Below are 14,374 nucleotides of genomic sequence, written 5' to 3' on the forward strand. Positions count from 1 at the left end.
TCGGCCCGGACAACGGGCCGATGCCTATTCTTCCAGCGCCACCAGTACGCTGCCCTCGCTGACCATTTCACCTTCCTGGCAATACAGCGCCGTGACCACGCCGGCCTTGGGCGCACGGATGCTGTGCTCCATTTTCATCGCCTCCAGCACAACGAGCTGTGCTCCGGCTTCCACCGTCTGGCCGGCACTTACCAACACCCGAACAATGCTGCCGTTCATGGGCGCAACCAGGCTGCCATGAGGGTTGTGACTGGCGTCGGCGGCGGCCAACGGGTCGTATGACTCGACGTGATGCAGATCACCCTGCCATTGCAGGTAGAGGCTGTCGCCCTGGCGAATCACGCGGTGGCCGCGACGCACGCCATTACGCTCGATCACCAGGTGCTCGCCCTTGAGCTCGGCACAAAGGGAGGCACTGTCCAACGTCACCGCGCGGTCCTGACCTTCACAGCTCAGATGCAGGGTGATTTCCCGTGGCAGTCCGAGGCGCAGCCCACCGGTGTTGCTCCAGGGAGAATTCGCGTCATCGGCGCGGACGTGCGGCTTGAGGCTCAAGGCGAAGGCCTGGGCGGCCGCGTGCCAGAAGTCGTCATCCAATTCGCCTGGCTCGGGCAGCAGTTGCGCCTGGTAACGTGGGATAAATCCAGTGTCCAGTGCCGCAGCGGCAAACGCCGGGTGACCGACGATGCGCCGAAGGAATCCGATATTGGTCTTCAGGCCGCCGATGGCGAACTCGTCGAGCATCGCCAACAGGCGCAAACGGGCCTGCTCGCGGTTCTCGCCCCAGGCGATCAGCTTGCCAAGCATCGGGTCGTAGAAAGACGAAATCTCGTCACCTTCTTCAACGCCGCTGTCGACCCGCCGCCCTTCGCCTGCAGCGGATTCGCGGTACAACGCCAGGCGTCCGGTGGCGGGGAGAAAATCATTGGCCGGGTCTTCGGCATAGAGCCGTACTTCGATGGCATGTCCCCGCAGCGGTACTTGCTCTTGCGTGATGGGCAGCGGCTCGCCGAGGGCGACGCGGATCTGCCAGGCGACCAGGTCCAGTCCGGTGATCGCTTCAGTGACCGGATGCTCGACCTGCAGCCGGGTGTTCATCTCCATGAAGAAAAACTCACCCCGCGAGTCCAGCAAAAACTCTACCGTGCCCGCGCCGACATAGCCGATCGCCTGGGCCGCACGCACCGCGGCTTCGCCCATCGCCTGGCGTAATTGCGGGCTGAGGCCCGGCGCAGGCGCTTCCTCGACGACCTTCTGGTGCCGACGCTGGATCGAGCAATCCCGCTCGTTGAGGTACAGGCAGTTGCCATGTTGGTCGGCGAACACCTGGATTTCCACGTGGCGTGGCTTGAGCAGGTATTTCTCCACCAGCATGCGCGCATCGCCGAACGACGATTGCGCCTCACGCTGCGCGGAAGCCAAGGCTTCGGCCAGTTGGCTGACGTCTTCCACGACTTTCATACCTTTGCCGCCGCCGCCCGCGGTTGCCTTGAGCAACACCGGGTAACCAATGCGTTCGGCGGCGGCGCGGAAGGTTTCCAGGTCCTGGGCTTCACCGTGATAGCCCGGCACCAACGGCACGCCAGCGGTTTCCATCAAGGCCTTGGCGGCGGATTTGCTGCCCATGGCGTCGATGGCCGAGGCGGGAGGGCCCAGGAAGATCAGCCCGGCTTTTTCGATGGCCCTGGCGAACCCTGCGTTCTCGGAAAGGAAACCGTAGCCAGGATGAATCGCCTGGGCACCGCTGGCCTGGGCCGCGGCGATCAATTTGTCGATTTGCAGGTAACTGTCGGCGGCCTTGCTGCCGCCCAGGTCGACGCAGATATCGGCTTCCCGACAATGACGCGCGTTACGGTCCGTGGCGCTGTGCACGGCGACAGTGGCCAGGCCCATGGCCTTGGCGGTGCGCATGACACGGCAAGCGATTTCACCGCGGTTGGCCACCAGTAGAGAGGTGAGGGCAGGGGCGCTCATCGACGCGGCTCCTTGTTATGTGACTCGGCTTGCCAGTTCGGCGGCCGCTTTTGCAGGAAAGCCCGCAAGCCCTCCTGGCCTTCGGGGCTGACGCGTATCCGGGCGATGGCGTTCTCGGTGTAGCGCCGCAACGCCGGGGTGAGTGCACCGTTGCCGACCTCACGGAGCAATTCCTTGCTCGCGCGCATGGCCGCCGGACTGTTGAGCAGCAGGTTGTCGATCCAATGCCCGAGTTGATCGTCCAACGCCTCGGCCGGGTAACTTTCCGACAGCAAACCAATCTCTTTCGCACGTTGTCCGCTGAAACGCTCCGCAGTCAGGGCGTAGCGCCGCGCCGCGCGTTCGCCAATGGCCTGCACCACGAACGGGCTGATCACCGCAGGCGCCAGGCCAATCCGCACTTCCGACAGGCAAAACTGCGCTTCGTCGGCGCCGATGGCCATGTCACAGGCGCTGATCAGGCCCAGTGCACCGCCAAACGCGGCACCTTGGACCACAGCCAATGTAGGAATCTTCAGTTTGGCAAGGTTGTACATCAGCTCCGCCAGTTCCCGGGCGTCGTCGAGGTTGGTGTGGTAGTCGAGCTCGGCGGACTGTTGCATCCAGGCCAGGTCGGCGCCGGCGCTGAAGTGTTTGCCACGGCCACGGAGCAACAGGAAACGCAAGGTCGGATCGCTGCCGACCTCGTCCAGGGCGAGGATCAGCTCGCGGATCATCTCGGCGTTGAACGCGTTGTTCTTTGACTCGCGGCTGAGCCACAAAGTGGCAAAGCCGCGTGGGTCGGTGTGCAGTTCGAGGGTGTTGTACTGAGTCATGGGCATTTTCCCGATTACATCCTGAACACGCCGAAGCGGCTCGATTCGATGGGCGCGTTCAGCGACGCGGACAAGGCCAGGCCCAATACGTCGCGGGTCTGCGCCGGGTCGATGACGCCGTCGTCCCACAGCCGCGCGCTGGAATAATAGGGGTGCCCCTGTTCTTCGTACTGGTCGAGAATCGGTTGCTTGATCTCGGCTTCCTGGCTGGCGCTGAACGGCTGTCCGCCGCGTTCGGCCTGTTCGCGCTTGACCTGCACCAACACGCCGGCGGCTTGTTCGGCGCCCATCACGCCGATCCGGGCATTCGGCCACATCCACAGGAACCGTGGATCGTAGGCGCGACCGCACATGCCGTAATTGCCCGCGCCGAAACTGCCTCCGATGATTACGGTGAACTTCGGTACTCGTGCGCAAGCCACGGCAGTGACCAGTTTCGCACCATGCTTGGCGATGCCGCCGGCTTCGTATTTCTGGCCGACCATGAAACCGGTGATGTTTTGCAGGAACAGCAGGGGAATCCCACGCTGGCACGCCAGTTCGATAAAGTGCGCGCCTTTCTGCGCGGCCTCGGCGAACAGGATGCCGTTGTTGGCGAGGATGGCGATCGGGTAACCGTGCAGATGGGCGAAGCCGCACACCAGCGTCGTTCCGAAGAGCGCCTTGAATTCATCGAATACCGAGCCGTCGACGAGGCGTGCGATGACTTCCCGCACGTCGAACGGCTGTTTGGCGTCGGCCGAAACCACACCGTACAGTTCGTCGCCCGAGTACAGCGGGGCGATGGGTGCACGCTGCTGCAGCTCGCCGAGTTTGCGCCAGTTGAGGTTGGCGACGCTGCGGCGGGTCAATGCCAGGGCGTGTTCATCGCTGTCGGCGTAATGGTCAGCCACGCCGGAGATCTTGCAGTGCACATCGGCGCCGCCCAAGTCCTCGGCGCTGACCACTTCGCCGGTGGCGGCTTTTACCAACGGCGGGCCGGCGAGGAAGATCGTCGCCTGCTGGCGAACCATGATTGCCTCGTCCGCCATCGCCGGCACATACGCGCCACCGGCGGTGCAGGAGCCCATGACTACGGCAATCTGCGGAATACCCTGGGCACTCATGTTGGCCTGGTTGAAAAAGATCCGGCCAAAGTGCTCACGGTCGGGAAACACTTCGTCCTGGCGTGGCAGGTTGGCGCCACCGGAATCCACCAGGTAGATACAAGGAAGGCGGTTCTGTTGGGCGATGGCCTGGGCGCGCAGGTGTTTTTTCACGGTCAGCGGATAATACGAGCCGCCTTTGACCGTCGCGTCGTTGGCGACGATCATGCACTCGATACCTTCCACGCGACCGATGCCGGCGATCACACCGGCTGCCGGGACGTCTTCTCCATAGACTTCGTAAGCCGCCAGCGGACTGATTTCCAAGAACGGCGAGCCTGGGTCCAGCAAACGATTGATGCGCTCGCGCGGCAGCAGTTTGCCTCGCGATGTATGCCGCTCCTGGGCCTTGGGTCCGCCGCCTTGCTGGACATGAGCGAGCAAGGTGCGCAAGGCCTCGACTTGTCCGAGCATCGCATCGCGGTTGGCGATGAACTCCGGTGAGCGAGCGTTGAGCTGAGTATGCAGCGTGGCCATGGTCAGCTCCGTTAGCGGGTTTCGTTGAACAGTTCGCGGCCAATCAACATGCGACGGATCTCACTGGTGCCGGCACCGATTTCGTACAGCTTGGCGTCACGCAGGAGACGGCCAGCCGGGAATTCGTTGATGTAGCCGTTGCCGCCCAGGATCTGGATGGCATCAAGGGCCATTTGCGTGGCGCGCTCGGCGCTGTAGAGGATCACCCCGGCGGCGTCCTTGCGGGTGGTTTCGCCGCGCTCGCACGCCTGCGCCACTGCGTACAGATAGGCGCGACTGGCGTTGAGCTGGGTGTACATGTCGGCGACTTTGCCCTGGATCAGCTGGAATTCGCCGATGCTCTGGCCGAACTGCTTGCGGTCGTGGATGTACGGGACGATCAGGTCCATGCACGCCTGCATGATGCCGGTCGGTCCGCCGGACAAGACCACGCGCTCATAGTCGAGGCCGCTCATCAACACTTTCACGCCGCCGTTGAGCACGCCGAGGATATTTTCCTCAGGCACTTCGACGTCATCGAAAAACAACTCGCACGTGTTCGAGCCGCGCATGCCGAGCTTGTCGAATTTGTTGCTGCGGCTGAAACCTTTCCAATCGCGCTCGACGATGAACGCAGTGATGCCGTGGGCGCCTTTTTCCAGGTCGGTCTTGGCGTAGATCACGTAGGTGTTCGCGTCAGGACCGTTGGTAATCCAGGTCTTGCTGCCGTTGAGCACGTAGTGGTCGCCACGCTTGTCGGCCCGAAGCTTCATCGAAACCACATCGGAGCCGGCGTTCGGTTCGCTCATGGCGAGGGCGCCGATATGCTCGCCGCTGATCAGCTTGGGCAGGTACTTGCTCTTCTGCTCATGGGTGCCGTTGCGGTTGATCTGGTTGACGCACAGGTTGGAGTGGGCGCCGTAGGAGAGGGCGACCGAGGCCGAGCCGCGGCTGATTTCTTCCATGGTGACGACATGGGCCAGATAGCCCAGGCCGGCGCCGCCATATTCTTCGGGGACGGTGATGCCCAGCAGGCCCATGTCACCGAACTTGCGCCACATGTCGGCGGGGAACAGATTGTCGATGTCGATCTGTGCGGCCCGAGGCGCCAGCTCTGCCTTGACGAAGGACTGCACCTGGTCGCGCAACATGTCGATGGTTTCGCCGAGGGCAAAATTCAGGGATGGGTAGCTCATGGGGCACCTTTTGGATTTTTTGTCGGGTGTGGGGAGCGGCGTGGCGGCTCTCACCTTTACGTTAACGTAAGCTTGTGACGAATGGCTGTCAATCGCTCTTTACGTTAACGTCAACTTGGGCGAGAGTAAGGCCGCTCTTGCATGAGATTCACCGATACATCCATTAATAAAAACAAGAGGGCGCGTCATGGATCAACCCGGTTCTCACCCGCAACTCAGCTACACCTGCGGCTCCCAGGCCAAGGCCTTGCTCGCGCAGACGATCGGCCAGGCGTTTGACCAGACTGTCGCCGAATTCCCTGACGGCGAGGCGTTGGTGGTTCGCCACCAGTCGCTGCGCTACAGCTGGCGAGAACTGGCCGAAGCGGTCGATCTGCACGCTCGGGCGTTCCTGGCGCTGGGCTTGCAGGTTGGCGATCGCTTGGGCATCTGGGCGCCGAATTGCGCCGAGTGGTGCATCAGTCAGTTTGCCAGTGCGAAGATCGGCGTGATCCTGGTCAATATCAATCCGGCGTATCGCGCCTCTGAATTGGAGTACGTGCTCAAGCAATCCGGTTGCCAGTGGCTGGTGTGCGCGGGGTCGTTCAAGACCTCGGATTACCACGCCATGTTGCAAGCGTTGGTACCAGAGCTGGCAGAGCAATCGATCGGACAATTGCGAAGCGAGCGCCTGCCGGACCTGCGCGGGGTGATCAGCCTCGATTCGCAGCCGCCTTCGGGATTTTTACCTTGGTCGCAGATGGCTGCCCTCGGTGCAGCGGTGTCGCCAGGGCAACTGACTGAACGCCAGGGGAGCCTGCATTTCGATCAGCCGGTAAATATCCAGTACACCTCAGGCACCACCGGATTTCCCAAGGGTGCGACCCTCAGCCATTACAACATCCTCAACAACGGCTACATGGTCGGCGAAAGCCTGGGCCTGAGCGTTGATGATCGGCTGGTGATCCCGGTGCCGTTGTATCACTGCTTCGGTATGGTCATGGGCAACTTGGGGTGCGTGACGCACGCCAGCACCATGATCTACCCCAACGATGCCTTCGACTCCTTGCTGACCCTGCGCACCGTGGCCGAGGAAAAAGCCACGGCGTTGTATGGCGTCCCCACCATGTTCATCGCCATGCTCGACCAGCCACAGCGAGGGGATTTCGACCTGTCCAGCCTGCGCACCGGAATCATGGCCGGAGCCACTTGCCCCATCGAGGTGATGCGCCGAGTCATCAGCGAGATGCACATGGCTGAAGTGCAGATTGCCTACGGCATGACCGAAACCAGCCCGGTGTCGTTGCAGACCGGTCCCACGGATGAGCTGGAATTGCGCGTGACCACCGTCGGGCGGACCCAGCCGCAACTCGAAAGCAAGATCATCGACGCGGCGGGCGATATCGTCCCGCGCGGGACCATCGGCGAACTGTGCACGCGCGGCTATAGCGTGATGCTCGGCTATTGGAACAACCCCAAGGGCACCGCCGATGCCATCGATCCGCAAGGCTGGATGCACACCGGCGACCTCGCGACCATGGACGAGCAGGGCTACGCGCGCATCGTCGGACGTAACAAGGACATGATCATCCGCGGCGGAGAGAATGTTTATCCCCGGGAGCTGGAAGAGTTCTTCTTCACCCACCCCGCGGTGGCCGATGTGCAAGTGATCGGTATTCCGTGCCCGCGTTATGGCGAGGAGATCGTCGCCTGGGTCAAATTCCATCCCGGCCACAGCGCCACCGAGCAGGAACTGCAGGCCTGGTGCAAGGAGCGCATCGCCCACTTCAAGACGCCGCGTCATTTCAAGTTCGTCGAAGATTTTCCGATGACGGTCACCGGCAAGATCCAGAAATTTCGCATGCGTGAAATCAGCATGGAAGAACTGCGCGGTAACGAAGGCTGAGCAAGATTCCCCGTGGGAGCGAGCCTGCTCCGGGCGGCGATCCGACGAAAGCGGTGTTCCAGGCGAGATAGATGTCGACGGTGACGCCGTCTTCGCGAGCAAGCCAGCTCCCACAAAAACCAAATCCTGGAAAGCACAAAGGGGAGCCGAAGCTCCCCTTTAATTTTGTCGTCGCGTGCTCTTTTTTTATTATTGAGGGGCGGCCTGTTGTTGTTTTTGGCAGCCGTGGCCCTTTACCGCTGTTTTTGGCGATCCCCATCCGGGATCAAGAGCAAACGTATTTTTTTGAGCGCTGATCTGCTTTTTCGCCTGGCGATCCAACCGATTCGGGAGCTACCTGAAGGTAGTTTTATTGTTCTCTGCCCGGTTGCGGGTTGCTCCTGGAAGCACCCTGAAAAGCACATCTTCTCCAAAAAAATCTGTTAGCTGCGTCTCTGCCGTGTTGTTTTTGTTATGTCAGAGTCGTTTCGTCTTGTTTTTATTGGGTTTGTCGCTTTTTTTTATTTTTGTTGTGCAAGAGATATAGCAGGTGCCGTGCCAACTTTAAAAAATCCATATAAATCAATCGGTTGAGTTTTTTGTCGGAAAATCCATCCCGCGAAACCCTGACAAATTGTTTCCGTGTTACTCGTTTCACCCCCGTTACAAACGGGGGCGGTAACACCTCACTGCGCCAGCCGCGCCTTCGCAACGCGCGAACCGGTCGGACGGCCGAGCACGTCACAAATCTGCCGGCCCGCGGCGATGAGCGCGTCCAGGTCGATGCCGGTCTCGATGGCGAGGCCATTGAGCAGGTACAGCACGTCTTCAGTCGCGACGTTACCGCTGGCACCCTTGGCATAAGGACAGCCACCCAGGCCTGCGATGGAACTGTCGAACACGGCGATGCCCTCCAGAAGGCTGGCGTAGACGTTGGCCAGGGCCTGGCCGTAGGTGTCGTGGAAATGTCCCGCAAGTTTGTCCCGAGGGACGTCGGCGCTCACCACCTCGAACATCCTGCGCGTCGCGCCGGCGGTACCGGTGCCGATGGTGTCGCCCAGGGACACTTCATAGCAGCCCATTGCGTACAGCTCCCGGGCGACCCAGGCCACTTGCTCAGGCTTGACGTCGCCTTCGTAAGGGCAACCCAGCACGCACGATACGTAGCCACGCACGCTGACACCATTGCGCGTCGCCGCCTCCATGATCGGGGCGAAGCGCTCCAGGCTTTCCTTGATGGTGCAATTGATGTTGCGCTGGGAAAACGCTTCGGACGCGGCGGCGAACACCGCGACCTCTTTCACGCCTGCTGCCAGCGCGTCTTCAAAACCCCTCAGGTTCGGCGCCAAGGCGCCATACGTCACGCCGGGCTTGCGCTGGATTTGCGCGAAGACTTCGGCCGAGCCGGCCATCTGCGGCACCCATTTAGGCGAGACAAAGCTGCCGACTTCGATGTAACCGAGGCCGGCAGCGCTCAGTGCATCTACCAGGCGTACCTTGTCGGCGACGCTGATGGGGTGCGATTCATTCTGCAGGCCATCGCGCGGGCCGACTTCGATCAGGCGTACAAAGGAGGGGAGGGACATGGGGTTGACCTGTAGTAGTGGGGAACACGGCTCCTTTTGTGGGAGCGGGCTTGCTCGCGAAGACGGAGTGTCAGTCGACATCGATATTGACTGTTCGGGCCCCTTCGCGAGCAAGCCCGCTCCCACAATGGAATCGCTTGTTACTGGACGATTTCCTCGCCCTTGATCGTCTGTTCCAGCGCCTGGATGCAGCGTTCCTCGGCGGTGTCCAGCTCCAGCTTCATCTGTTCGATATCCAATAGCTGCTGTTCGAGCTGCTCACGGCGCTCGGCGATTTTCGCCAGCATGCTGTGGAGTTGTTTCTGGTTGCCGCTGCTGGGGTCGTACAGTTCGATCAGCTCGCGGCACTCGGCGAGGGAAAAACCAATGCGCTTGCCACGCAGGATCAGTTTCAGGCTGACCTTGTCCCGCGGTGAGTAGACACGCTCCTGGCCACGGCGCTCCGGGCTCAACAGGCCCTGTTCTTCGTAGAAGCGGATGGCGCGGGTGGTGATATCCAATTCGCGGGCGAGGTCGGAGATGCTGTAGGTCTGGCTGCTCATGGAAGCGCTCGAAACGAAAGAGGTTGGCGCTAAGCTAAAGGCAGGTTGACGTTCACGTCAAGCAATGAACTGTCGACGAAACCTGTGGGAGCGAGCCTGCTCGCGAAAGCGGTAGTCCAGCCAATATGAATAGTGACTGACCCGACGCTATCGCGAGCAGGCTCGCTCCCACATTGGACAGGCTAAACCCTATCGAGCTTCTTCTCATGGGCCGTCACCTGCTGGCATAGCTCGATCATCTGTTCGCGCATCCAGCGGTTGGCCGGGTCCTGGTCGGTGCTTTCATGCCAGTAGAGATGGGTTTCCACCGGCGGCACATCGTTGACGGGCACGTGGACCGCATGCAGATCGTGGCGGCGGGCAAAACGTTCAGGAACCGTCATGACCATGTCGGTCTGCTGCAGCACCTGGGAAGCCATCAAATAATGTTGCGAGCGCAGGGCAATCTTGCGCTGGATGCCTATTTTGCCGAGGGCCAAGTCGACATAACCCAGGCCGTTGCGGCGACTGGAAATATGCACGTGGGTCTGGGCCAGGTAATCGTCAAGACTGAGCTTCTCCTTGCCTGCCAAAGGATGGCCCTTGCGCATGGCACACACGTAACGGTCTTCCAACAACTTGACGTGGCGCACCTGCGGATCGGTGTTGAGCGGCGCATCGACCGCGAAGTCCAGGCGCCCGGCGGCCAGTTCCTTGGTGGTTTCCCGGCGCTTGGACAGGAAACTCTCGATGGCCACGGTCGGCGCCAGTCGGCGCAAGCGCTGGAACAGCGGCGGCAGGATCACGCCTTCGGTGAGGTCGGTCATGCTGATGCGGTAGGTCTTGACGGCTTGCAGCGGATTGAAAATCCGGCTTTCCTGCACCGACACCCGTAGCAGCGACAAGGCGTTACGTACCGGCCCGATAATATTCTGGGCCATCGGCGTGGGCACCATCCCTTGGGCGGTGCGCACGAACAGTGGGTCGTTGAAGGTCTCGCGCAAGCGCGCCAGGGCATTGGACACGGCCGGCTGAGTGATACCGACGATCTGCCCGGCGCGGGTCAGGTTGGCTTCGGTGTAGATGGCATCGAAGACAATGAAAAGGTTGAGGTCGACCTTGCTCAGATTCATGGCGCTGCACTCTTATTCTTGGGCTTGTATGAGGTGCCGGGTGGCGATGCAAATCAGTGAACCATATATCGGTGATGAATGTTAATACACGCCGAGAATAGGTTAGGTAAATTTTCGTAGCTCAACTAGCATCGATTCCATGACCTAAAAACAACCTCTGCCAGAAGGTGCTGCCGATGGATTTTGCCTACTCCCCCAAGGTTCAGGAACTGCGCGAGCGCGTCACGGCGTTCATGGATGCCTACGTCTACCCGGCCGAAGCGGTGTTCGAGCGCCAGGTAGCGGAAGGTGATCGCTGGCAGCCCACGGCCATCATGGAAGAACTCAAGGCCAAGGCAAAAGCCGAGGGCTTGTGGAACCTGTTCCTGCCGGAATCCGAACTGGGTGCCGGCCTGACCAACCTGGAATACGCGCCGCTGGCGGAAATCATGGGACGTTCGTTGCTGGGGCCGGAGCCGTTCAACTGCTCGGCGCCGGACACTGGCAACATGGAAGTCCTCGTGCGCTACGCCAATGAAGAACAGAAGCAACGCTGGCTCGAGCCGCTGCTGCGGGGCGAGATTCGCTCGGCCTTCGCCATGACCGAGCCGGACGTCGCCTCTTCGGACGCCACCAACATGGCCGCCCGCGCCGAGCGCGATGGCGATCAATGGGTGATCAACGGCAAGAAATGGTGGACTTCAGGTGCCTGCGATCCGCGCTGCAAGATCCTGATCTTCATGGGCTTGAGCAACCCCGACGCGCCACGCCATGCCCAGCACTCGATGATCCTGGTGCCGGTGGACACCCCCGGGGTAAAAATCGTCCGGCCATTGCCGGTGTTCGGCTACGACGATGCGCCCCATGGTCATGCCGAAGTGCTGTTCGATAACGTGCGGGTGCCGTACGAAAACGTCCTGCTGGGTGAAGGCCGCGGCTTTGAGATTGCCCAGGGGCGCCTGGGCCCGGGGCGGATTCACCATTGCATGCGCTCGATCGGCATGGCGGAACGCGCCTTGGAATTGATGTGCCAGCGCGCCGTCAGCCGCACCGCATTCGGCAAACCGCTTGCACGCCTGGGCGGTAACATCGACAAGATCGCCGATTCGCGGATGGAAATCGACATGGCGCGCCTGCTGACCTTGAAGGCGGCGTACATGATGGACACCGTCGGTAATAAAGTGGCGAAGAGTGAAATTGCCCAGATCAAGGTCGTTGCGCCTAACGTGGCCTTGAAAGTCATCGACCGGGCGATCCAGATCCACGGCGGCGCCGGGGTTTCCAACGATTTCCCGCTGGCCTATATGTATGCCATGCAACGCACCTTGCGCCTGGCCGACGGCCCGGATGAAGTCCACCGCGCTGCTATCGGCAAGTTCGAGATCGGCAAATATGTGCCCAAGGAGATGCTGCGTAGCGGGCGCTGAAAACTTTTTCTAATGAGACAGGCCCCATACTCTCGGTGGGAGCGGGCTTGCTCGCGAATGCGGTGTATCTGCAAAGAACATGTCGCTTGGCACTCCGCCTTCGCGAGCAAGCCCGCTCCCACAGGGGTACATCCGACAGGGCTTCGTTGCGAAGCCCGTGGTCGTCAGTTCACTCCTTGACGCTCATGTATTCCTCGGCCCAACGGATATATTCCTCGGGCTGGGTGTAGGTGTGGGTCAGTTCGGTGGCGCTCAGGTCTGATGCCTGGGTAAAGATCTGACGCTGCTCCCGCAGGCTGTCATAGGTGGCCTTGATCGCCGCAAAATAGGCGCCGTGGCCATCGATCGTGACGCGAACGCCCAGTTCGGCCAGGCGTTTATCATCCCGCAGCAACGGATTGCCATAGGTCACGAGCATCAAGGGGACGTTCAGGTTTTCGCTGATCTGTTCCAAATGCTCGAAGTCTTGCACGCCCACCATGCAGATCCCGTCCGCGCCGGCCCGTTCGTATTGCCGGGTGCGGCTGATGATTTCCTGGACCGGCAGGATCCCGGCATTGGTGCGGGCAATGATCGCCATTTCCGAATCGACCCGTGCCTCCAATGCCGCGCGGATCTTGCCGACGCCTTCGGCCACGCTGATCAGGTCGGTGGATTTGCGGCCAAACTGGGCTGGCAGCAAGGTGTCTTCGATAGTCAGCGCAGCCACGCCAGCGCGCTCGAGTTCGATGATGGTACGCATCACGTTCAGTGCGTTGCCGTAGCCATGGTCGGCGTCGGCAATGAACGGCAACTGGGCCACGCGGCCAATGCGAGTCGCCTGCTCGGCAAATTCACTGAGGGTGATCAATGCGAAGTCCGGCGCGCCCAATACCTGCAACGACGCCACCGAGCCCCCCAGGATGCCCACTTCGAAACCCAGGTCAGCGGCGATGCGCGCCGACATCGGATCAAACACCGAGGCGGTGTGATAGCAGGTCTTGGAAGCCAGCAATTGGCGAAAGCTGCGACGCAAATCTTGATGGGAAAGCCTGGACATATGAGATCCACCAATGGAATGGAAAGGCTTGAGCAAAAGTGTCAACGCCGAAAGATCCAAAGGCTATCACGTGGCAAGCGCAGAGATGATGACGAATGTGTATAGGCGATGCCGTTATGGCATCAGGCCAGAGCCCGCCGGCTGGGAAGCCTGTAACACGCCGCTTACGCTGCAACCGCTCGTTGTCCCTGCCAGGGCAATGTCACGGCGCGTACGGTGTCGCCCGGCTGCACTTGCAGGCGTTTGGCGGTGACGCGGTCGACGAGCAGGCTATGGCCGTGTTGATGGGCGCGGGCGCTGGTGACGCGGCAGTTTTCCAGGCGTCGGTTATGAATCAGCCAGGTCGGGGCCTGTTCGTCCGGTGTACCGATCGCCAGCGTCAGCGGCTGGCTGTCGCGCACGCTACGGATCTTCGACACCGGCGCCTCGACCACCGGGCCGCCGTCGAAAATATCAATGTATCCCTTATGGGCGAAACCCTCGGCACTGAGGATTTTCAAGGCCGGTTCGGTGTTGGGGTGAGCCTTGCCAATCACGGCCTGGGCTTGTTCGGTGAGCAGGCAGGTATACAGCGGCTGACGCGGCATCAATTCGGCGATGAATGATTTGTTACCCATGCCGGACAGCTGATCGGCGTAGCTGAAATCCTTCTGGAAGAAGTGCCTCCCCAGGCTGTCCCAAAAAGGCGAGCGGCCCTGTGCATCGGCGTGGCCGCGCAGTTCGGCAATCAGCTTTTCGCCAAACAGGCTGGGGAACTCGGCGACGAACAACAAGCGCGCCAAGGACAGCAGCCGGCCGTTATGGCCCCGACGCTGCTCGGGCCGCAGGAACAACGAGCAGATTTCCGATTGCCCGGTCATTTCATTGTTGAGGAACAATGTCGGGATCTGCCGCTGGATGCCCAGTTCAGGCGCTGAACTGACCGTCACGCCGACGCGATAGTTGTACCAGGGTTCGCGAACCCCGACGGCCCCGGTCAGCGCACTTATGCCTACCACTTGCCGATCATCGTCCTCGAGCACAAACAGGTAGTCGGCATCAGCCCGTTCGACCTGTCCGGCGAAGGTACGCTGGGCCCAGCGCAGGCGATGCGCCAGGCGCTCCTCGTTGGCCGGCAAGCTGGTGAAGCCCGGGCCGGCGCAGCGGGCCAGGTCCAGTAACGCAGGCAGGTCTGTCAGGGCGACGGGACGGACGATCATGAAGCGGCTCCTTCTTCATGCCCGGCGCGGTGTCGAGGGG

General features: G+C 61.2%; 12 protein-coding genes. 3 read left to right on the plus strand and 9 right to left on the minus strand.

Annotated elements, in window-relative coordinates:
- Positions 1-24 precede the first annotated feature (24 nt).
- Genes KSS97_RS10680 through KSS97_RS10695 form a run of 4 tightly spaced genes read right to left on the minus strand, consistent with a single transcriptional unit; the run spans position 25 to position 5,586 of the window.
- Complete coding sequence (locus KSS97_RS10680; protein ID WP_217861604.1) at positions 25-1,974, minus strand: acetyl-CoA carboxylase biotin carboxylase subunit; 1,950 nt, start codon at positions 1,972-1,974, stop codon at positions 25-27.
- Positions 1,971-2,789, minus strand: a complete 819-nt coding sequence (locus tag KSS97_RS10685) for a gamma-carboxygeranoyl-CoA hydratase (protein ID WP_030140070.1) — start codon at positions 2,787-2,789, stop codon at positions 1,971-1,973. Before KSS97_RS10685 ends, KSS97_RS10680 begins: the two co-directional genes overlap by 4 nt.
- A gap of 14 nt (positions 2,790-2,803) precedes the next feature.
- On the minus strand, positions 2,804-4,411 hold the full coding sequence (locus tag KSS97_RS10690; RefSeq protein WP_198798256.1) for a carboxyl transferase domain-containing protein: 1,608 nt from the start codon (positions 4,409-4,411) through the stop codon (positions 2,804-2,806).
- Between the two features lie 11 nt (positions 4,412-4,422).
- The gene (locus KSS97_RS10695; protein ID WP_030140072.1) at positions 4,423-5,586 is read right to left on the minus strand and encodes an isovaleryl-CoA dehydrogenase; all 1,164 of its coding nucleotides are present in this window, start codon (positions 5,584-5,586) and stop codon (positions 4,423-4,425) included.
- A 187-nt stretch (positions 5,587-5,773) separates the two neighbouring features.
- Between KSS97_RS10695 and KSS97_RS10700 the strand changes: the two genes are divergently transcribed.
- The gene (locus tag KSS97_RS10700; RefSeq protein WP_217861605.1) at positions 5,774-7,471 is read left to right on the plus strand and encodes an AMP-binding protein; all 1,698 of its coding nucleotides are present in this window, start codon (positions 5,774-5,776) and stop codon (positions 7,469-7,471) included.
- Positions 7,472-7,542: 71 nt separating this feature from the next.
- Positions 7,543-7,767: a hypothetical protein gene (locus KSS97_RS10705; RefSeq protein WP_217861606.1), complete on the plus strand. Its 225-nt coding sequence runs from the start codon at positions 7,543-7,545 to the stop codon at positions 7,765-7,767.
- A 369-nt stretch (positions 7,768-8,136) separates the two neighbouring features.
- Here KSS97_RS10705 and KSS97_RS10710 read toward each other — a convergent pair whose 3' ends face one another.
- The 3 genes from KSS97_RS10710 to KSS97_RS10720 form a co-directional block, all read right to left on the minus strand.
- Positions 8,137-9,036 carry a hydroxymethylglutaryl-CoA lyase gene (locus KSS97_RS10710; RefSeq protein ID WP_217861607.1) on the minus strand — a complete coding sequence of 300 codons (900 nt, stop codon included), beginning with the start codon at positions 9,034-9,036 and terminating at the stop codon, positions 8,137-8,139.
- A gap of 140 nt (positions 9,037-9,176) precedes the next feature.
- Positions 9,177-9,578, minus strand: coding sequence for a MerR family transcriptional regulator (locus KSS97_RS10715; protein WP_030140075.1), 402 nt, complete (start codon positions 9,576-9,578; stop codon positions 9,177-9,179).
- Between the two features lie 182 nt (positions 9,579-9,760).
- Positions 9,761-10,690 (minus strand): LysR family transcriptional regulator, encoded by a 930-nt coding sequence (locus KSS97_RS10720; RefSeq protein WP_198798047.1) that lies wholly within the window; start codon positions 10,688-10,690, stop codon positions 9,761-9,763.
- A gap of 176 nt (positions 10,691-10,866) precedes the next feature.
- On the opposite strand from KSS97_RS10720, the gene KSS97_RS10725 reads away from it, so the two are divergent.
- The gene (locus KSS97_RS10725; protein WP_030140077.1) at positions 10,867-12,096 is read left to right on the plus strand and encodes an acyl-CoA dehydrogenase; all 1,230 of its coding nucleotides are present in this window, start codon (positions 10,867-10,869) and stop codon (positions 12,094-12,096) included.
- Positions 12,097-12,265: 169 nt separating this feature from the next.
- On the opposite strand, the gene KSS97_RS10730 is transcribed toward KSS97_RS10725, so the two are convergent.
- Both KSS97_RS10730 and astA read right to left on the minus strand, forming a co-directional pair.
- Positions 12,266-13,135 (minus strand): isocitrate lyase/PEP mutase family protein, encoded by an 870-nt coding sequence (locus KSS97_RS10730; protein ID WP_030140078.1) that lies wholly within the window; start codon positions 13,133-13,135, stop codon positions 12,266-12,268.
- A 164-nt stretch (positions 13,136-13,299) separates the two neighbouring features.
- Positions 13,300-14,334 (minus strand): arginine N-succinyltransferase, encoded by a 1,035-nt coding sequence (gene astA / locus KSS97_RS10735; RefSeq protein ID WP_030140079.1) that lies wholly within the window; start codon positions 14,332-14,334, stop codon positions 13,300-13,302.
- Between the last annotated feature and the right edge of the window lie 40 nt (positions 14,335-14,374).

This window comes from Pseudomonas alvandae, from assembly GCF_019141525.1.
GTDB classification, from domain to species: Bacteria; Pseudomonadota; Gammaproteobacteria; order Pseudomonadales; family Pseudomonadaceae; genus Aquipseudomonas; species Aquipseudomonas alvandae.